Source organism: Azoarcus sp. L1K30 (assembly GCF_018122735.1).
In the GTDB taxonomy this organism is placed as follows: Bacteria; Pseudomonadota; Gammaproteobacteria; order Burkholderiales; family Rhodocyclaceae; genus Parazoarcus.
Map to the genome: position 1 here is coordinate 1,943,838 of NZ_JAGRRD010000001.1, position 19,137 is coordinate 1,962,974.

Annotated in this window: 16 protein-coding genes and 1 tRNA gene; 2 read left to right on the plus strand and 15 right to left on the minus strand. The window is 61.8% G+C overall.

What is annotated here, in order from left to right; genetic code table 11:
• Positions 1–53 precede the first annotated feature (53 nt).
• The 13 genes from J5J83_RS08835 to fdxA all read right to left on the minus strand — a co-directional run bounded on the left by J5J83_RS08835 (position 54) and on the right by fdxA (position 15,890).
• Complete coding sequence (locus tag J5J83_RS08835; RefSeq protein ID WP_212348042.1) at positions 54–2,963, minus strand: FimV/HubP family polar landmark protein; 2,910 nt, start codon at positions 2,961–2,963, stop codon at positions 54–56.
• Positions 2,964–3,152: 189 nt separating this feature from the next.
• Positions 3,153–4,286 (minus strand): aspartate-semialdehyde dehydrogenase, encoded by a 1,134-nt coding sequence (gene asd, locus J5J83_RS08840; RefSeq protein WP_212348044.1) that lies wholly within the window; start codon positions 4,284–4,286, stop codon positions 3,153–3,155.
• A 24-nt stretch (positions 4,287–4,310) separates the two neighbouring features.
• Positions 4,311–5,375 (minus strand): 3-isopropylmalate dehydrogenase, encoded by a 1,065-nt coding sequence (gene leuB / locus J5J83_RS08845; RefSeq protein WP_212348047.1) that lies wholly within the window; start codon positions 5,373–5,375, stop codon positions 4,311–4,313.
• A 34-nt stretch (positions 5,376–5,409) separates the two neighbouring features.
• Positions 5,410–6,048: a 3-isopropylmalate dehydratase small subunit gene (gene leuD, locus J5J83_RS08850; RefSeq protein ID WP_212348050.1), complete on the minus strand. Its 639-nt coding sequence runs from the start codon at positions 6,046–6,048 to the stop codon at positions 5,410–5,412.
• Positions 6,049–6,063: 15 nt separating this feature from the next.
• Complete coding sequence (leuC, locus tag J5J83_RS08855; RefSeq protein ID WP_212348053.1) at positions 6,064–7,473, minus strand: 3-isopropylmalate dehydratase large subunit; 1,410 nt, start codon at positions 7,471–7,473, stop codon at positions 6,064–6,066.
• A gap of 80 nt (positions 7,474–7,553) precedes the next feature.
• Positions 7,554–8,381, minus strand: a complete 828-nt coding sequence (locus J5J83_RS08860; protein WP_212348056.1) for a M48 family metallopeptidase — start codon at positions 8,379–8,381, stop codon at positions 7,554–7,556.
• Between the two features lie 2 nt (positions 8,382–8,383).
• Entirely contained in the window at positions 8,384–9,556 is a 1,173-nt protein-coding gene (locus J5J83_RS08865; protein WP_212348059.1) for an MFS transporter, read from the minus strand.
• A 117-nt stretch (positions 9,557–9,673) separates the two neighbouring features.
• Complete coding sequence (aroC, locus tag J5J83_RS08870) at positions 9,674–10,810, minus strand: chorismate synthase (RefSeq protein ID WP_212348062.1); 1,137 nt, start codon at positions 10,808–10,810, stop codon at positions 9,674–9,676.
• Between the two features lie 73 nt (positions 10,811–10,883).
• The gene (ilvN, locus tag J5J83_RS08875) at positions 10,884–11,198 is read right to left on the minus strand and encodes an acetolactate synthase small subunit (RefSeq protein ID WP_212348065.1); all 315 of its coding nucleotides are present in this window, start codon (positions 11,196–11,198) and stop codon (positions 10,884–10,886) included.
• Positions 11,198–12,865: an acetolactate synthase large subunit gene (gene ilvB / locus J5J83_RS08880; protein WP_212348068.1), complete on the minus strand. Its 1,668-nt coding sequence runs from the start codon at positions 12,863–12,865 to the stop codon at positions 11,198–11,200. Before ilvB ends, ilvN begins: the two co-directional genes overlap by 1 nt.
• A gap of 278 nt (positions 12,866–13,143) precedes the next feature.
• On the minus strand, positions 13,144–14,826 hold the full coding sequence (locus tag J5J83_RS08885) for a long-chain-fatty-acid--CoA ligase (protein ID WP_349251875.1): 1,683 nt from the start codon (positions 14,824–14,826) through the stop codon (positions 13,144–13,146).
• Positions 14,827–15,016: 190 nt separating this feature from the next.
• Positions 15,017–15,466, minus strand: a complete 450-nt coding sequence (locus tag J5J83_RS08890) for a CBS domain-containing protein (RefSeq protein ID WP_212348073.1) — start codon at positions 15,464–15,466, stop codon at positions 15,017–15,019.
• Positions 15,467–15,566: 100 nt separating this feature from the next.
• Positions 15,567–15,890: a ferredoxin FdxA gene (gene fdxA, locus J5J83_RS08895; RefSeq protein ID WP_212348076.1), complete on the minus strand. Its 324-nt coding sequence runs from the start codon at positions 15,888–15,890 to the stop codon at positions 15,567–15,569.
• A 274-nt stretch (positions 15,891–16,164) separates the two neighbouring features.
• On the opposite strand from fdxA, the gene trxA reads away from it, so the two are divergent.
• Positions 16,165–16,491: a thioredoxin TrxA gene (gene trxA, locus J5J83_RS08900; RefSeq protein WP_212348079.1), complete on the plus strand. Its 327-nt coding sequence runs from the start codon at positions 16,165–16,167 to the stop codon at positions 16,489–16,491.
• Between the two features lie 166 nt (positions 16,492–16,657).
• Positions 16,658–17,920, plus strand: coding sequence for a transcription termination factor Rho (gene rho, locus J5J83_RS08905; RefSeq protein ID WP_212352913.1), 1,263 nt, complete (start codon positions 16,658–16,660; stop codon positions 17,918–17,920).
• 61 nt (positions 17,921–17,981) lie between these two features.
• On the opposite strand, the gene J5J83_RS08910 is transcribed toward rho, so the two are convergent.
• Together J5J83_RS08910 and J5J83_RS08915 are read right to left on the minus strand one after the other, a co-directional pair.
• Positions 17,982–18,836 (minus strand): 3-hydroxybutyryl-CoA dehydrogenase, encoded by an 855-nt coding sequence (locus tag J5J83_RS08910; RefSeq protein ID WP_212348082.1) that lies wholly within the window; start codon positions 18,834–18,836, stop codon positions 17,982–17,984.
• Between the two features lie 217 nt (positions 18,837–19,053).
• A tRNA-Asp gene (locus J5J83_RS08915) sits at positions 19,054–19,130 on the minus strand.
• Between the last annotated feature and the right edge of the window lie 7 nt (positions 19,131–19,137).

Below are 19,137 nucleotides of genomic sequence, written 5' to 3' on the forward strand. Positions count from 1 at the left end.
AAATAAAGCGCCGCCGCGGGGCCACACCCCCACGGCGGCGACAATATCCGGACTCAACCGAGTTTTTCGATCAGCGCGCGGGCTGCAGCCTGTTGAGACGATGAGCCTTCGGCCAGCACTTCATTGAGCAACTCGAGTGCGCCTTCCTTGTCGCCCATCTCATCGTACGCGCGAGCCAGTTCGAGCTTGGTTTCAACCTCCGGATTGAGCGCCCCTTCGGTTTCATCGGACGTTGGCTCCGAACCGGCCTGCTCAGGCGCGGCATCAGCACTGTCGGGTTCCGAGGCCGGCGGCTCAAGATCGAGATCGATACTCGTCAGATCCAGCCCCGCTGGCGCAGAAGGTGTCGCAGTCGGCGCATCGAGTTCGAAATCGAAATCGAGCAGATCGGGCTCGAAGCTCGTCTTCTCGAGATCCATCACAGTGTCGTCCTCATCCGCGCCGCCGCCGACAGGCTCGATTACCGTTGCACTCATGTCGAATGCCACCTTCTTGTCGTCCGCCGGCGCATCAAGTTCGGGCAAATCGAATTCAAGTGCGGGCTCATCCGCCGTCGCTTGACCGAGATCATCGCCCACCACGGTTGCCGTACCCGATACGACATCCTCCTTGGTCGGTGAAGCCTTCGGCTCGACAACGTCGCTTCCGCCCATCTCAAGGGTGAATTCATCCCCATCGAGTTCGAGATCCATCTCCGAGTCAGGTGCATCCTCTGCAGCCGGTGCGCCCGCATCGAGGTCCGTCGTTGTCAACGACTCCTCGGCAGTATCTTGCGCGGCATCATCGCCCCCCAGGTCGAAATCTATAGATTCGACATTGATTTCCTCACCGACATCCTCGTTTTCCGCACCAGCTTCGACCGCGTCCGCATCACCGTTGGCGATCTGCCCGAGGTCGCCGGGCATCGTCCACGTATCCTTGAGCTGCGAGGGACTCGGCTCAATCGGAGAGGACGTGGTGAAATCGAGACTCGACAGCACTTGTCCGACGTCGTCCGCAGCATCCTTGGTGGTGGCGGCCTCATCCGCAGCCACGGCAGTCGCGGCAGCGGCAGCAACCGCCGGCACCGTCAAATCAGCCTTGGACGCACCCGGCAACTCCGTTGCGGGTGGCACGGTCCGGTCGCTGTCCACGCTCTGTGCGGCGTAAAGCGGATTGTTCGGGTCCAGCCTGCGCCCCATCTGCGCAGCCTTCTCCCAATCCGTGCCTTGTCCGCCAGTGCGCGAATACAGTTCGCTGGCAGTCGTCTCGAATTGCTTCACGCTCTGGCGCTGAGCGTAGATCTCCAGCAACTTGAGGTAGATCGCCGTGCGCGCTGGATCAGCCTTGAGTGCATCCTCCAGAATCTCTTCGGCCTGCGCGTCACGGCCATAGGCCATGTAGACGTCCGCCTCTGCAACCGGATCGACGCCTTCGTCGGCATCGATCGACGACAGGCCGGACTGGCTGAAGTCGGTCTGCAGGATACTGCTGTTGCCAGTATCGACACTCTGCCCGCCGGTACCGCCAAAAACGGCGCTGCTGTCAGGCGGGAATTCACTCATCAGCGCGGCGCTGTCCAGCGCCTGGATGGCGTTCTTACGTTGACGCGACCGGTAGGCCACGAAGCCAAGCAACAATGCGAGCGCCCCGCCCCCAGCTGCAAGCACCGCGGGATCCGCAATCAACGACTGGATGAAGTCGGGCTCTTCGACAGGCATTGCCGGCGGCGGTGCAGGCGCAGGCTTGGGCGGCGCCTCGGCAGACTTCTGCGCAGATTCGGAAGGCGCTGCCGGCGCGGACTCGGCGACAGGCGCCGGTGCGCTCGCTGGCGCCGTTTCTGGCGCAGCCGGCGCAGCAGGTGCTGCCTGAGATGCTGGTGGCGGAGCCGCAGCTGCCGGCGCCTCACCGGCAGGCTGCAACTGCGCTAGAGACTGACTCTTCAGCTCCAGCAGCTTCTGCAATTCGCGGATGCTCTGCTCAAGTTGTGCCAGGCGGGCATTTGCCTCTTCAAGCCCCTTCTCGCGCGCAACCAGCTCTTCCTCGAGCGCCTGCAGCCGCGTGACTGCGGCCTTGTCCATGCCCGGCGCGTCCTGCGATCTCGAGATCTGCAACTTGTCGCCGCCATCCGCCGGCGCACGGGCATCTTCGACCTTGGGTACGATGCGTCCGCTGCTTGACTGCTCGGCCGGCACCGCGGGCTCCTCACGCGTTACCGCAGTCCCCGCCAGACGCTGCCGATAGGCCTCGAAGTCGGCCGCCTGAGCCAGGACTTCCCTGCGGGCCTCGGCCGGTGAGTTCGCCATCACAGCCGCCTCCGATGGCATCGACAGAATGGCCCCCGCGCGCAGTCGATTGATGTTTTCACCCTCGAAGGCCGATGGGTTGGCGCGGAACAGGGCAATCAGCATCTGATCGAGATTGGCGCCTACCGGCAGGTTTTCATCGGCGATACGGCGCAGCGTGTCTCCACGGCGCACGGTATATCGATCCGCCTGAGGCGTCCGCGCAACCACCGGCGCAGCCGACGGCTTCGGTCGCGGTGCGGCCGCCTGCTCGGCGATAAGCGCGGCCACCGGTTTCGGCGCAGCGACATCGACCGGATCAAGCAGGAAGGTGTACTCCCGCGACAATCGCCCCGTCGCCCAGTCGAGTTCGATCAGCAGCCCGACAAATGGCTCGTTGATCGGCCTGTCACTACTGAGCTTGACGACCTGACGCTGCCCGCTACGCTCGACAGAGACCCGAATCGACGACAGGAAACCCGGATAGGGAATGTTTGCCTGGCGGAAGGCATCTGCCGACGCCACCCGGGCACTGATCGAACTCAACTCCTGTGCCGTCGCGCTGATCTGGATCTCGGCCCTGAGGGGCTGACCCAACGCGCTGAAAACATTGATCTGTCCGAGCCCGGCAGCATGGCCGCCAAGCGGAAACGAGGCGATCGCAGCAGCGATCAGGGATGCCTTAATCGACGTTTTCATAGTTATCCTCAAACCACGTTCCCCTTCACCAAGCCGGCAAAGAACGTTACATCATGGACTTGGGCTAGCAATCTAGCATTTTTATTAGCAAGCTGCACCAACTGATTATGTCTAAAGGGGAAAGCGCTCGCTCTCCGCGAAAACGATTGGGGGCAGTCATGCCGCACTGCCCCCCTTCCCCGTGTCCGCTCAGGCTTCGAGCAGGATCCTCAGCATGCGCCGCAGCGGTTCCGCTGCCCCCCACAGGAGCTGATCACCGACAGTGAATGCGCCCAGGTACTCGGGGCCCATCGCCATCTTGTGCAGTCTGCCCACGGGCACCGTCAGCGTGCCCGTCACTGCAGCGGGTGTCAGGTCGCGCTCGGAGAGTTCACGTTCGTTAGGCACCACCTTGACCCAGTCATTGGCCGAGGCGATGATGCCGCTGATCTCGTCGAGCGGAACATCCTTCTTGAGCTTGATGGTCAGCGCCTGCGAGTGACAGCGCATTGCACCGATGCGAACGCAAAGTCCGTCGATCGGCACGCTGCCAGGCGTGCGGAAAGCCGGGTTACCGAGAATCTTGTTGCACTCGGCCCCCCCCTTCCACTCTTCCTTGGACTGGCCATTCTCGACCGGCACATCGATCCACGGGATCAGGCTGCCCGCCAGCGGCGTATTACGGAAGTTCTTCTTGGGGAAGGCGTCCGAGCGGATGGTCTCGGCCACCTTGCGGTCGATATCGAGAATCGCCGAGGCCGGATCGGCCAGCAGGTCCGCTACCGAGGCGTGAATGGTACCCATCTGGGCGATCAGTTCGCGCATGTTTTGCGCCCCCGCACCCGATGCTGCCTGGTATGTCATGGCGGAAACCCATTCGACCAAACCGTCACGGAAGAGGCCACCCAGACCCATCAACATCAGCGATACGGTGCAGTTGCCGCCAATCCAGTTGCGTCCGCCCTTGGCCAGCGCGTCCTTGATGACATGCATGTTCACCGGATCGAGGATGATCACCGCATCATCGGCCATGCGCAATGCACTGGCCGCATCGATCCAGTGCCCGTTCCAGCCGGTCGCGCGCAGCTTCGGGAACACCTCTTTGGTGTAATCGCCGCCCTGGCAGGTGATGATGATGTCGCAGGCCTTGAGCGCCTCAATACTCATTGCATCCTGCAACGACAGCGCCGCTTCCTTGCCACCGAACACGGGCGCCTTGCCCCCCGCGGCGGAGGTGGAAAAATAAACGGGCTCGATATGGGCGAAATCACCCTCATCCACCATGCGCTGCATCAGCACGGAACCCACCATGCCGCGCCAGCCAACCAGACCCACTCGCTTCATCACATCACCTCGAATCGAAAAACCTCACAGCGCCGCGAGAACCGCGTCACCCATTTCCCTCGTGCCGACCTTCGTCGTTCCCGGCTCGAAAATGTCACCAGTGCGCAAGCCCTGCGCAAGGACCTTCTTGACCGCGGACTCCACGCGCTGAGCAGGCGCCTCGAGTCCGAAGGTGTAGCGCAGCATCATCGCAGCAGAAAGGATTGTTGCCAACGGGTTGGCAACGCCCTTGCCCGCGATATCCGGCGCCGAACCATGAGAGGGCTCGTACAACCCCTTGTTGTTCGCGTCCAGCGATGCCGACGGCAACATGCCGATCGAACCGGTCAGCATGGAGGCTTCATCGGAAAGAATATCGCCGAACATGTTGCCGGTCACCATGACATCGAACTGCTTCGGATTGCGCACCAGCTGCATCGCCGCATTATCGACCAGCATGTGCGACAACTCGACGTCGGGATAGTCCCTGGCCACTTCTTCGGCTATATCGCGCCAAAGTTGAGTGCATTCGAGCACGTTCATCTTATCGACCGAGCACAGGCGCTTGCCACGCTTCTGCGCCGCCTCGAAAGCGACCTTGAGAATGCGCCGGATCTCATACTCGGCGTAGATCATGGTGTTCCAGCCCACACGCTGCTGCTCGCCGTTGACCTCGCGTACCTCGATCCCGCGTGGCTGACCGAAGTAGATATCGCCCGTCAGTTCACGCACGATGAGGATGTCCAGCCCGGCCACGATTTCGGGCTTGAGCGAAGACGCGTTGGCAAGCTCGGGATACAGGATCGCAGGACGCAGGTTGGCGAACAGGTTGAGATCCTTGCGGATGCCAAGCAGGCCGCGCTCGGGGCGCTGTTCGCGCGGCAGGTTATCCCACTTCGGCCCGCCGACGGCACCCAGCAATACGGCATCGGCCTGGCGCGCGAGCTTTTGCGTCGCTTCCGGATAAGGCGTGCCGGTCGCATCGACCGCACAACCGCCAAGCAAGCCCTCTTCAAGTTCAAACTTGATATCGAGCGCACCCAGCACACGAACGGCTTCCGCCATGATTTCAGGACCGATGCCGTCACCCGGCAACACACAAATCTTCATCCGTTTCTCCACGCTGGCTCGAGCCTCTTGGGACTCAGGCAAAATAATAGGGGTGCTTGGCGCGACGTGCGTCTTCGAACGCACGAATCTTGTCCGCGTGACGCAGGGTCAGGCCGATATCGTCCCAGCCGTTGAGCAGGCATTCCTTGCGAAACGGATCGACGTCGAATTCAATCACCTTGCCATCGGGGCGGGTGACCGTCTGTGCGGCCAGATCCACCTTGAGCCGATAACCCTCGTTCGCTTCGCATTGGCGGAACAGCGCGTCGACCTCGTCAGCCGGCAACACGATCGGCAACACGCCGTTCTTGAAGCAGTTGTTGAAGAAGATATCGGCGTAGCTGGTACCGACGATGGCGCGAAAGCCGTAGTCTTCCAGCGCCCACGGCGCATGCTCGCGCGAGCTGCCACAGCCGAAGTTGTCGCGGGTGAGCAGGACCTGCGCGCCCTGGTAGCGCGGCTGATTGAGCACGAAATCCTTATTCAAGGGACGCTTGCTGTTGTCCTGCCCGGGCTGCCCGACATCCAGATAGCGCCACTCGTCGAACAGGTTGGGGCCGAAGCCGCTGCGCTTGATCGACTTCAGGAACTGCTTGGGAATGATCGCATCGGTATCGACGTTGGCACGATCGAGCGGCGCCACCAGCGCCTCGAGAACGGTAAACGGTTTCATCTTCAGCTGATCCTTTTATTGCAGCTCGCGCACATCGGCAAAATGCCCGGCCACCGCAGCTGCTGCGGCCATGGCGGGGCTCACCAGATGGGTACGGCCACCGGCGCCCTGCCGGCCTTCGAAATTGCGGTTGGAGGTCGAGGCACAACGCTCGCCCGGCTCCAGACGGTCGGCGTTCATCGCCAGACACATCGAACAGCCCGGCTCGCGCCATTCGAATCCTGCCTCGATGAACACCTTGTCGAGCCCTTCGGCCTCTGCCTGGCGCTTGACCAGCCCGGACCCTGGCACCACCAGCACACGGCGCACATTGGCCGCCTTGGTCCGCCCCTTGGCGACCGCAGCCGCCTCACGCAGATCCTCGATGCGCGAATTGGTGCACGAACCGATGAAGACCTGATCGACGGCGATCTCGTTAATCGGCGTATTGGCCGTCAGCCCCATGTATTTGAGCGCGCGTTCGACGCCTTCGCGGCGCACCGGGTCGGTGATGCCCGCGGGATCGGGCACCCGACCGGCGATCGTGGTGACCATCTCGGGCGACGTACCCCACGTGACCTGCGGCAGGATGTCGGCCGCGTCGAGTTCGACGACCTTGTCGAACTTCGCGCCCTCATCCGACGTCAGCGTGCGCCAGTAGGCAACCGCCGCATCCCACTGCTCGCCCTTCGGTGCGAACGGCTTGTCCTTGAGATAGGCAATGGTAGTTTCATCGACGGCAACCAGACCCGCACGCGCGCCCGCCTCGATGGCCATGTTGCACACCGTCATCCGCCCTTCCATGGACAACGCGCGGATGGCGCTGCCACCGAACTCGATCGCATAGCCGTTACCACCGGCCGTGCCGATACGACCAATGATCGCAAGCACGACGTCCTTGGCCGACACGCCCTTGCCCAGCTCACCCTCGACCCTGACCAGCAGGGTCTTCGATTTCTTCTGCAGCAGACACTGGGTCGCCATCACGTGCTCGACCTCGGACGTGCCGATGCCATGCGCGAGACAGGCGAACGCGCCGTGCGTCGAGGTATGCGAATCACCGCACACGACCGTCATGCCCGGCAGCGTTGCGCCGTTCTCCGGGCCGATCACATGCACGATGCCCTGCTTGGCATCGCGAAACGGAAAATACGCCAGCGCGCCGACTTCACGAATGTTGGCGTCGAGGGTTTCCACCTGCTGCCGCGACACCGGATCGAGGATGCCCTGATCCCAATGATCGGTCGGCGTATTGTGATCGGCCGTGGCCACGATCGACGAAATCCGCCACGGCTTGCGTCCTGCGAGCTTGAGTCCTTCGAAAGCCTGGGGACTGGTCACCTCATGCACGAGGTGGCGATCGATATAGATCAGCGCAGTACCGTCGGCCTCTTGGTGAACGACATGACTCGACCAGAGTTTTTCGTACAGCGTTTGGGCTTCCATCCAATGTATTCCGCGGAAAGAAAAGGTTTTGATTATTTCACACGGACGACCGGCTGGGTAGCGCCGGTCCGCCGCTCACCTCATTCGACTCGCCCTTTGCGCGCCTGCTCGTAGAGCGGCATCACCCGCGCGGCGTATTTCGCCAGATCGCTCTGTCGTGTCGCATGCGAGGGGTGTGTCGACAGCCATTGCGGGGGCGAGCCGGACGACTGCGCCGCCATCTTCGTCCACAGCGTCACCGCCGCGCGCGGATCATATCCTCCGCGTGCAGCAAGCTCGACCCCGATGCGGTCGGCCTCGGTTTCATGAAGGCGGGAGTTGGGCAGCTCGAAGGTCACCTTGGCCACCGAGCCCATCAGATCCTGCCCGGCCTGTCCGACACCCAGCAGCGCCCCTGCCACCGAGATGCCCAGTCCGGTCGCCATGCTCTTGGAAATCCGCTCGCGCGCGTGCTCGCGCAAGGCGTGCGCGATCTCATGCCCCATCACCGCCGCAATTTCGTCATCGCTGAGCCCGAGGCGGTCGATCAAGCCCGAATAGAATGCGATCTTGCCGCCGGCCATGCACCACGCGTTGAGTTCGTCGGACTTGATCACATTGACCTCCCAGCGCCACGCTGGCGCATCGGCGCGGAAATATCCGGTGTGCGCCGTCAGACGCCCTGCGATGCGCCGCACGCGCTGGAGCTGGGCCGCATCGCGGTTGAGCAGGTTCTTGTTTCTCGCCGCGGCAATGATCTCCTCGTATTGCTGCCTGGAGGCCTGCTCAACCTCGCTCGAGGACACCATCATCAATTGCTCGCGGTCGACGCCCACCGTGCCACCCGACGTGGTCTGCACGGTCTGGCACCCTCCCGACAACAGCGCTGCGAAAAGCAGTGGAAACAATCCCTTCATCGATATTCTCATGCTCACTCCTTAGCAGTCGTGTGCGCGACGCACTCGGCGTCGCGCCATCCCAGGATGAGCCAAACGAGGCCCATCAAGGCAAAAACCGAGCCCAGCGAAAACGTCCACGCCGACCCGATAGTGTCCCAGGCATAGCCGCTGATCAAGCCTCCGAGCATGCCGCCTGCACCAAAGGACACGCTGCCGTACAGCGCCTGACCGGACGCCTGCAGGCGTCCCGGAAACCACGCGTTGACGGTGGCGATCGCCGCAGCGTGATAAGCACCGAAGGTCGCCCCGTGAAGCAGTTGCGCCAACACCAGCACCAGCAGGCTGCCCACCCCCCAGCCGATGGTCGCAAAACGCAACACGGCACACGCAAACGCAACCACCAGGATGGCGCGGAGCGAGTAACGACGGGCAAGACGTGGCATCACGAGAAACACGCCGATTTCGGCCACGACGCCCAGCGACCACAACAGTCCCACGACGAACTTGCCGTAGCCGTGATCGACCAGCAGGATGGAGTAGAAGACGTAAAGCGCGCCATGCGCGGCCGACATCAGGAAACAGGCCCCCAGCAAGGCCTGCACCTCGGGGCGGCGCAAGGTCCCCGCAAGACTCGCTGCAACATGGCTCGTCAGCGTCGGCCTGGCCTCCGGCACCACCATCGAACACAGCGCAATGCCTCCGAGAATCGAGGCGACACCCCACAGCACGACATCCACGGCAAGGTAATCCAGCAACAGCCCGAGCCCTAGCACGGCCACGATGAACCCGACCGATCCCCATACCCGGATGCTGCCATAGCGATGCCCGTGCGCACCGAGGTGGACGAAGGTCACACTCTCGATCAGCGGCAATGCTGCGCTCCAGAAGAAGGCCATCAGCGCCATGCCGATGAACATGCCCGCAAACGCCTGGGTCATGAAGAAGATCGAAAAGCCGGCGAGACTCATCACTGCGGACAGCCGCACGATGGGCAGACGCATGCCGAGGCGTTCGGCAAGCCAGCTCCACAGGCTGGGGGCCAGAACACGCATGACCTGCATCAGCGACATCAGGATCGCGATATCGGTCGCGGGATAATGCAGCGACTGCAGGTAGAGGGTGAAATACGGCGAAAAAGCGCCAACAAATGCGAAGTAGAAGAAGTAGTAGGACGACAATCGCCAGTACGGAAGCGCCGACCCCATGTCAACGGCCACGAATGCCGTACACGCCTTGCGGGTCGTCAGCGCCGGCGGCCAGCGTCAAGCAGACACCGCTCACGCGCCCGCCCGTCTTGACGGGCGCGGCGCAAAAAGCCCAACTCAACGCCGCACCGGCGACGGCACCGCCTGATGGCCGCCCGGCGCCAGGCCCGCAATGCGCGGTGTGGCGGTCTGTACATCTCCGCACTGGGCGCGATGGCGCAGTGCGTGATCGATCAGCACCAGCGCGAGCATCGACTCGGCAATGGGCGTCGCGCGAATGCCCACGCAGGGATCGTGGCGACCAAGGGTGTTGACGACAACCGGATTGCCTTCGCGATCGATCGATGCTCGATCGAGCCGAATGCTCGACGTCGGCTTGATCGCCATGCTGACCATGATGTCCTGACCGGTGGACACGCCACCCAGCACCCCACCCGCATTGTTCGACAGGAAACCCGCCGGCGTCATCTCATCACCATGCTGTGTGCCGAGCTGCGCCACCGCATCGAAGCCGGCACCGATCTCAACCCCCTTGACCGCATTGATGCTCATCATCGCGTACGCAATCTCGGCATCGAGACGATCGAACACCGGCTCGCCCCAGCCAACGGGCACACCACTGGCCACCACGTTGATGCGGGCACCGACGGAATCCCCGGACTTGCGCAGATCGTCCATGTACTGCTCGAGCGCCGGCACCCGTGTCGCATTCGGCGCAAAGAACGGGTTGCGATCAACCTCGTCCCAGGATTCGAAAGGGATGGCGAGCGGACCGAGTTGCGCCATGTAGCCACGAATCACGATCCCGAATTTCTCCGCCAGCCACTTTTTCGCGATGGCACCTGCAGCCACACGCACCGCGGTCTCTCGCGCCGAAGACCGACCGCCGCCGCGGTAGTCGCGGATGCCGTATTTCTGCCAGTAGGGATAATCGGCATGCCCCGGGCGGAACGTGTCGGCAATGTTGCCGTAATCCTTGCTGCGCTGATCCTGATTGCGGATCAGCAGCGCAATCGGCGTACCGGTTGTCACCCCCTCGAATACGCCGGACAGGATCTCGACCTCGTCCGGCTCGCGGCGCTGGGTGACGTGTCGCGACGTGCCCGGCTTGCGGCGATCGAGCTCGACCTGGATCTCCGCAGCCGTGATCTCGAGCCCGGGCGGACAGCCATCGACCACGCAACCGATGGCCGGCCCATGGGATTCGCCGAAGGAGGTGACGCAGAACAGCGTGCCGATGGTATTGCCGGACATGACGGACTCTTTCAAATCGCTCGGGGAGGGCCGGCGAGTTTATCACAGGCCACCCGTCCCCCTCCCCGCGCGCTCAGTGGAAGAAATCCTCCATGCGCACGAACACGTCGTGCTCGGCGCCATGCCGATTGACCGCCAGCACGTCTTCGAGCTTTTCCAGCTGACGAATCATTTGTTCGAGCCGCTGGTCCTCGAATACCAGCAACCAGATGCGGCTACGAATGCCGTCCGCCACCGGCATGCACATGATGCCTTCCATGTTGAAGGCCCTGCGCGCAAAAAGATTGCAGATGTGACTCATCACACCGGGGTGGTTATTGACCTCGAGCTCGAGCACGACCTTGGCAAAACCCGACTGCTGCAGTGGTTCGGCGACCTGTTCCATCATCAACCTCCGATCATCTCGGTATTCGCCGCACCGGGCGGCACCATGGGATAAACAAACTCCTCGCGATCAATCGAGGCATGAATGAGGCACGGCCCGGGTGTTTGCAGGGCCTGGGCCAATGCAGCCCGTGGATGCTCGCACTGGTCGAGGTCGACCGCGGGAATGCCGAAACCCTCCGCAATCTTCATGAAATCCGGCGCGCCGGCGTAGCGCGAAGCAAACGTCCGCTTGCCGTAGAACAGGCTCTGCTGCTGATACACCAGCCCCAGCGCATTGTTGTTCATCAGCACGATCTTGACGTTGAGTCCCTGCTCGGCAAGTGTCGCCAGCTCCTGGATGTTCATCATGATGCTGCCATCGCCGGAGAAGCACACCACTGTGCGCTCGGGCGCGGCCAGCGCCGCACCCAGCGCGGTCGGCATGCCGAAGCCCATCGTCCCCAGACCGCCGGAGGTCAGCCATTGTCGCGGCCGGCGGAACGGATAGGCCTGAGCAACCCACATCTGATGCTGACCCACATCGGTGGTGATGACGGCCTCATCATCCAGCGCCGAGGCCACGGCACGGATCAGGCCGTAGTGGCTGCGCGGATCGTCGAGCCCGCCGAACTGCATTGGATAGCGGCTCTTGAGGCCGTCGACATGTGCCAGCCAGCGCTTGCGCAACTGCACCTGAACACGCGGCAACAGCAGTTCGAGAACCTCCGCCACATCGCCATTGATGGCGACATGCGCGGTCTTGATCTTGTCCAGTTCGGACGGGTCCACGTCGATGTGAATGATGCCGGCCTTCGGGCAGAACTGCGCAGCCTTGCCAATTGCGCGGTCGTCGAAACGCGCACCGACGCAGATCAGCAGATCGGCCTCTTCAAGCACGAAGTTGGTATAGCGGGCGCCATGCATGCCGAGCATCCCGATCGACAGCGGGTGGTCCATCGGCATTGCCCCAAGGGCCATCAAGGTCATCGTCGTCGGCAGTCCGCCCTGCTCTGCGAGCATGACCGCCTGCTGCGCCGCGCCGGAGTGAATCACCCCCCCGCCGAGGTAGAGCACCGGGCGTTCGGCCTCGTTGATCAGGCGCGCGGCCGCTTCGATCTGGGCCATCTCGGGCCGGGGTGCGGCCTTGGGCACGGCAACCGGGGGAAACTCGTCGAAGGTGACGATCTGGCCCTGCACATCCTTGGGCACATCGACCAGCACCGGACCAGGACGGCCGGACATCGCGATACGAAATGCCTCGGGGATGACCTCGAGCAGTTCTTCGGCAGAGCGGACCAGGAAGTTGTGCTTCGTAATCGGCACCGTCATGCCGTAGATGTCCACCTCCTGAAAGGCATCGGTGCCAATCATCGACAGCGGCACCTGCCCGGTGATCGCCACCAATGGAATCGAGTCGAGCATCGCATCGGCAATGGCGGTCACCAGATTGGTCGCGCCAGGACCGCTGGAGGCAAAACACACCTCGGGCTTGCCCGAAACGCGTGCCATGCCCTGGGCCATGAAGCCTGCACCCTGCTCGTGACGGGCAAGCACATGCTGAATCGTGCCGGTACCGGACAGCGCATCGTAAAGCGGCAGGATCGCGCCGCCCGGAATGCCGGCAATCGTGCGCACACCCTGGCGCTCCAGGAGCCGCAGAATCAACTGGGCACCGGTCATCTGGTTCATCGTCTTTCTCCTTGAGAAGGTTTTTGCGACGTTCAGACCGGCGGCGAAAAAGAGAAACCCCCGCCGGGCTTTCGCGCCGGCGGGGGTTCTGGATTTGGTTTCTTCTGTCCCGACCCGCTACGACGCGCGCTCGCCTACGCCTACTACTACGCGTACGACAGCTACAGCGGGAATCGGGAAATGACGGTTCATGGTCGGGTCAGAAAAGTTGTGCGACGACTTTAAACACATGCCGACATAAAAGCAAGTCGTTTAAAGGCTTGCCTGTCGGAACCGGCTCATTCAGTGGCGGAACCCGACGCCCCCTCACGCAGCATGCGCCTCAGTATCTTGCCGACATTGGTCTTGGGCAATGCGTCGCGAAACTCGATCTGGTGCGGCACCTTGTATCCCGTCAGATTCGCCCGACAGTGTGCGATCAGCTCCTTCTCGGTCAGCGCCGGGTCCTTGCGCACCACGAATACCTTCACCGCCTCGCCACTGTGCTCGCTCGGCACCCCCACCGCAGCCACTTCGAGCACGCCGGGGTGGCTAGCGACAACGTCCTCGACTTCATTGGGATAGACGTTGAAACCCGACACCAGGATCATGTCCTTCTTGCGGTCGACGATGCGAATGAAACCCTCTTCATCCATAACCGCAATATCGCCAGTCCGGAAGAACCCGTCGAACGTAAAGGCGCGCGCGGTATCCTCGGGCCGGTTCCAGTAACCCGGCGTCACCTGCGGGCCGCGGACACAAAGCTCCCCGCGCTGCCCGACCGGCTGCTCGGTGCCGTCGTCGTCGCGGATACTGACTTCAGTCGAAGAAATCGGCAAGCCGATGGCATGATTGAACTCGGGCAGATCAAGGGGATTGATCGTCACCGCTGGCGAGGTCTCGGTCAGGCCGTAGGCTTCGATCAGCGGCAAGCCTGTCACCTGCCTCCATTTTTCCGCCACGGCCTGCTGAACCGCCATGCCGCCTCCGAGCGCAATCCGCAATGCCGAGAAATCGAGGCGGGCGAAGTCGGGGTTGTGCAGCAGGGCATTGAACAGCGTATTGACCCCGGTGATCGCGGTAAAGCGGTACTTGGCCAACTCCTTGACAAAGCCGGGAATGTCGCGCGGGTTGGTGATCAGGACGTTGGTTGCCCCAATCTTGAAGAACGTGAGGCAGTTCGCGGTCAGCGAAAAGATGTGATAAAGCGGCAATGCCGTAATGATCACCTCTTCGCCCTCGTGCAGAAAGGGCTTGATCCACGCATGCGCCTGCTGCAGGTTTGCAACCACATTGCCGTGGGTCAGCACCGCCCCCTTGGCCACGCCCGTCGTTCCACCGGTGTATTGCAGGAAGGCGATATCGTCCGCGGTCACCTTGACCGGCTTGAGTCCGCACCCGGCCCCCTTGCTTAAGGCCGCAGAAAAATCGATGCTGTCGGGCAGCTGCCACTTGGGCACCATCTTCTTGACCCTGCGCACGACGAAATCGACAATCGTGCCTTTCGGAAAGCCAAGCATCGCGCCGAGACTCGTCACCACGACATGCTTGAGCGGCAGACGCGCACGCACCTGTTCAAGCGTGTGGGCGAAATTCTCAAGAATGACGATGACCTCGGCACCCGCATCGCGCAACTGGTGTTCCAGCTCTCTTGCGGTGTACAACGGATTGACGTTCACCACCGTGTAACCGGCGCGCAATGCGCCAAACAGCGCCACCGGGTACTGCAGCACGTTGGGCATCATCAACGCCACTCTTGCCCCCGGCGCCAAGCCCAGCACGCCTTGCAGATAGGCCGCGAAGCGGGCCGAAAGGTCGTCGAGCTCCGCATAGGTGACGGCTTTGCCCATGCACACGAACGCGGGGCGTTCGGCAAATTTCTTCACCCCCTTCTCGAACAGGTCGCCCAGCGAACTGAATTCGCGCACATCCACTTCCGCCGGTACGCCGGCCGGATAACTCTTGAGCCAGATCTTATCCACGTTGTCTCCTTGCTTTGTCGGAAAAGGCATCCGCGCGACCATTGGTCACACCAGCCCGCCCTCCCAAGGCGTCGAGGCGGCTATCCACCTCGCTTCCAACCACAGGCGCGCCGTCTGACGCGGACACTGCCTGCTTGCAAACGCAGCGGCGACTCCGGCAAGTCGCCCTTTCCTCACCACCCGTTCCGGCTCAGCGGTCGGCCTCTTCAGCCGGCCAGTTGCGGATGTAGTTTTTCAGCATGCGATTCTCGAAACTCTGTTCCTCCAGCACCGCCTTGGCGACGTCATGGAAGCTGACCACGCCGAGCAGGGTGCCCTCGTCCATCACCGGGAGATAGCGTTGGTGATGATCGACCATCAACCGGCGCAACTCGTCCATCTCCATATTGGGCGCAGCAACCATGGGCCCGTTGAGCATGGCGTCTTCCACGGTCATCGCTTCCCAGTCGCCGCCACCCTTGTGAACGGCCTGCAGCACTTCACGGAAAGTGAGCATGCCAGCCATCTGCCCTTTGGCGAACACGACGAGCGAACCCACATCCTGCTCGGTCATGATCGTGACCGCCTCGGCCAGGCTCTTGTTGGGCGCGACGGTATAAAGGACCTTGCCCTTGATCGCAAGAATCTCGCTTACCAGCATGATGATATCCTTGGGTTTTGAATGTATTTTGAGGCTGCGCGCCATCTTAGTGCATTGGGGATCACCCCGAAAGCACGTCCGCGGCGCGCACCCGCGCTCATCAACGCAGCAAGTGGTCCAGCTTGTCCTTCACCTTCGCCCACTCATCGGCATCAGGCAGGGGATCCTTGCGCTCGACGATCGGCTTCCACTCGCGCGCAAGCTCGGCATTGAGCGCGATAAAGGACTCCTGGCCGGCCGGCACGTCATCCTCGGCGAAAATCGCCTCGACCGGACACTCGGCGACACACAGCGTGCAGTCAATGCACTCGTCCGGATCGATCACGAGAAAATTCGGCCCTTCGCGGAAACAATCCACGGGGCAGACGTCGACGCAATCAGTGTACTTGCAGCGTACACAGGCTTCAGTCACAACATAGGTCATTGCTCTACTCTCTTGGGTAAGACACCCCAGGCCCGCTTCGGGGCATCGGTGTTCACAGCCGACAATATAGTCCAGCGTTTTGCTTTTTAGCCACGCAAACGCATATTTTCCGCAGCAAAACCCGATAAATCCTTGACGCCGCCGGCTTCATCGCATAACTTTCGGGAAACCTTCTACTTGGCACCCCTCCCAGTGCCAGGCCGAACGGGTCCAACTCGACCCTTCACCCCTCTCAAGTATTACGCAACACATCTCCCCCCTGATGCGAGGAATCATGAGCGAGCATATCCATTACGTGACCGACGGCAACTTCGAGTCCGAAGTGCTGCAGTCCCAGACGCCGGTACTCGTCGACTACTGGGCTGAGTGGTGCGGTCCCTGCAAGATGATCGCGCCGATCCTTGACGAAGTCGCCAAGGACTACGCCGGGAAGCTCAAGGTCGCAAAGCTCAATATCGACGAAAACCAGGACACCCCTGCAAAGTACGGTATCCGTGGCATCCCCACCCTGATGCTTTTCAAGGGTGGGAACATCGAGGCGACCAAAGTGGGCGCCCTTTCCAAATCTCAACTGACCGCCTTCATTGACAGCAACATCTAAGCCGGAAACCGCTCCGGCCCGTTCTCGCGGTGCGACGCGCGCCCGCCGCCGGGGCCCCCGGCACCGCGACGGTAATCCCCCCGAAAACATTCCGTCCGATGACGAACTGCTTGACGCAGAATCGTCTGGCGAGACGGGTACGCCCACCGATCCGGCCATTCCGCCGTTGCATCTGTCCGAGCTCAAGGCGCTGCATGTCAGCGAGTTGCTCGAGATGGCAGTTGCCAACGACGTCGAAGGCGCCAATCGCCTGCGCAAGCAGGAGCTCGTCTTCGCACTGCTGAAGAACCGTGCCCGCAAGGGCCAGCCCATCTGCGGCGACGGTGCTCTCGAAGTGCTGCCTGACGGCTTCGGTTTCCTGCGCTCGCCTGATACCTCGTATCTGGCGGGAACCGACGACATCTACGTGTCGCCGTCGCAGATCCGCCGCTTCAACATGCGCACCGGCGATACCATCGAGGGTGAGATCCGCACCCCGAAGGACGGCGAACGCTACTTCGCACTGGTCAAGCTCGACAAGATCAACGGCCGCCCTCCAGAGGAGTGCAAGCACAAGATCCTGTTCGAAAACCTGACACCCTTGCATCCTCAGGAGTGTCTGCGACTCGAGCGCGAGATACGTGGCGAGGAAAACGTCACCAGCCGCATCATCGACATGATTGCGCCGATCGGCAAAGGCCAGCGCGGCCTGCTCGTTGCCCCGCCGAAGAGCGGCAAGACGGTTATGCTGCAGCACATTGCGCATGCCATCACGTCGAACCACCCCGATGTGGTGGTGATCGTGCTGCTGATCGACGAACGCCCCGAGGAAGTGACCGAAATGCAGCGCTCGGTGAAAGGAGAGGTTGTCGCCTCGACCTTCGACGAGCCCGCCTCTCGCCACGTCCAAGTTGCGGAGATGGTGATCGAGAAAGCCAAGCGCCTGACCGAGCACAAGAAGGATGTGGTCATTCTGCTCGACTCCCTGACTCGCCTGGCACGCGCCTACAACACCGTGGTGCCGGCCTCGGGCAAGGTCCTGACCGGTGGTGTCGATGCCAACGCGCTGCAGAAGCCGAAGCGCTTCTTCGGTGCGGCGCGGAACATCGAGGAAGGCGGATCACTGACCATCATCGCCACCGCGCTGATCGACACCGGCAGCCGCATGGATGACGTCATCTACGAGGAATTCAAGGGCACCGGCAACATGGAGCTCCACCTCGACCGCCGCATGGCAGAGAAACGCGTCTATCCGGCCATCAACGTGAATCGCTCCGGTACCCGGCGTGAAGAATTGCTGATGAAGCCGGACATCCTGCAGAAAGCATGGATTCTACGCAAGCTGCTCTACGGCATGGACGACATCGACGCGATGGAATTTCTGCTGGACAAGGTCAAGGCAACCAAGAGCAATGCCGAATTCTTCGATGCAATGCGATCGGGCCGCTAGCGCACCAGCGGGATACGAAAAAGCCACCCTCGGGTGGCTTTTTTGCTTTCTGCGCGCGCGATTACTTGCTGTAGTCGAAAAAGCCCTTACCGCTCTTGCGCCCGAGGTAGCCCGCTTCGACCATTTCCACCAACAGTGGCGCCGGACGATACTTGGGATCCTTGAAGCCCTCGAACAGCACCTGCATGACCGCCAACTCCACGTCGAGGCCAATCATGTCGCACAATGCCAGCGGACCGATCGGATGGTTGCAGCCCAGCTTCATCGCCTCGTCGATTTCAGCCGCCGTCGCCAACCCCTCACCCAGCGCGAAGATCGCCTCGTTGATCATCGGGCACAACATCCGGTTGACCACGAAACCCGGACTGTTGCGCACCTGCACAGGCGTCTTGCCGATGGCCTTGGCCAGCTCGTCGACCGCGGCATAAGTCTCATCCGAGGTCTGCAAGCCCCGGATCAGCTCAACCAGCGCCATCATCGGCACCGGGTTGAAGAAATGCATGCCGATCATACGGTCTGCACGCTTGGTCGATGCGGCCAGCCTGGTAATCGAGATCGACGACGTATTGCTCGCAAACAGTGCGTCCGCCTTGGCAACAGCATCGAGTTGCGCAAATATCTTGAGCTTGAGGTCGAGGTTTTCGGTCGCCGCTTCAATGATCAAATCGCAATCAGACAACGCCGACATGTCGGTCGAGACGGCAATCTTGCTCATTGCTGCCTCTTTCTGCGCCTGGCTCATCTTCTCCTTCTTGATGAGGCGGTCAAGGCTGCCGCCAATCGTACCGACACCCCGCTGAAGGGCTACATCGGCGATATCGGTCATCACCACCGGATATCCTGCAACGGCGAAGGCCTGCACGATCCCGTTACCCATGGTGCCCGCACCGACCACGCCAATCTTGCTGATGCCCATACCTTCGATCTCCTGTAATTGACCACATCTTGTCCACATCTCCATACTCTAGCGTATGGAATCTGCAATGTAACTCAAGTACTGCGTCGAAACCAGCCCCAAGGCCAAGCAACCTTCGCATGACAGGAACTCACGACGATATTCGTCTCCGCCGCCACCGTTTCAGAAGTACGAAATGCAAAAAGGGAGCCCGCGGGCTCCCTTTTTGCATTCTTGTTGGCGGAGTGGACGGGACTCGAACCCGCGACCCCCGGCGTGACAGGCCGGTATTCTAACCAACTGAACTACCACTCCAAAACTA

What these genes read in the sequence shown, in the direction of transcription:
- leuB (WP_212348047.1), bottom strand. Translation starts at nt 5,375, where the DNA reads ATGAAGATTTGTGTGTTGCCGGGTGACGGCATCGGTCCTGAAATCATG.
- J5J83_RS08865 (WP_212348059.1), bottom strand. Translation starts at nt 9,556, where the DNA reads ATGGGGTCGGCGCTTCCGTACTGGCGATTGTCGTCCTACTACTTCTTC.
- J5J83_RS08835 (WP_212348042.1), bottom strand. Translation starts at nt 2,963, where the DNA reads ATGAAAACGTCGATTAAGGCATCCCTGATCGCTGCTGCGATCGCCTCG.
- J5J83_RS08910 (WP_212348082.1), bottom strand. Translation starts at nt 18,836, where the DNA reads ATGGGCATCAGCAAGATTGGCGTGGTCGGTGCGGGCACCATGGGTAAC.
- asd (WP_212348044.1), bottom strand. Translation starts at nt 4,286, where the DNA reads ATGAAGCGAGTGGGTCTGGTTGGCTGGCGCGGCATGGTGGGTTCCGTG.
- trxA (WP_212348079.1), top strand. Translation starts at nt 16,165, where the DNA reads ATGAGCGAGCATATCCATTACGTGACCGACGGCAACTTCGAGTCCGAA.
- leuC (WP_212348053.1), bottom strand. Translation starts at nt 7,473, where the DNA reads ATGGAAGCCCAAACGCTGTACGAAAAACTCTGGTCGAGTCATGTCGTT.
- J5J83_RS08890 (WP_212348073.1), bottom strand. Translation starts at nt 15,466, where the DNA reads ATGCTGGTAAGCGAGATTCTTGCGATCAAGGGCAAGGTCCTTTATACC.
- ilvN (WP_212348065.1), bottom strand. Translation starts at nt 11,198, where the DNA reads ATGATGGAACAGGTCGCCGAACCACTGCAGCAGTCGGGTTTTGCCAAG.
- aroC (WP_212348062.1), bottom strand. Translation starts at nt 10,810, where the DNA reads ATGTCCGGCAATACCATCGGCACGCTGTTCTGCGTCACCTCCTTCGGC.
- fdxA (WP_212348076.1), bottom strand. Translation starts at nt 15,890, where the DNA reads ATGACCTATGTTGTGACTGAAGCCTGTGTACGCTGCAAGTACACTGAT.
- ilvB (WP_212348068.1), bottom strand. Translation starts at nt 12,865, where the DNA reads ATGAACCAGATGACCGGTGCCCAGTTGATTCTGCGGCTCCTGGAGCGC.
- leuD (WP_212348050.1), bottom strand. Translation starts at nt 6,048, where the DNA reads ATGAAACCGTTTACCGTTCTCGAGGCGCTGGTGGCGCCGCTCGATCGT.
- J5J83_RS08860 (WP_212348056.1), bottom strand. Translation starts at nt 8,381, where the DNA reads ATGAGAATATCGATGAAGGGATTGTTTCCACTGCTTTTCGCAGCGCTG.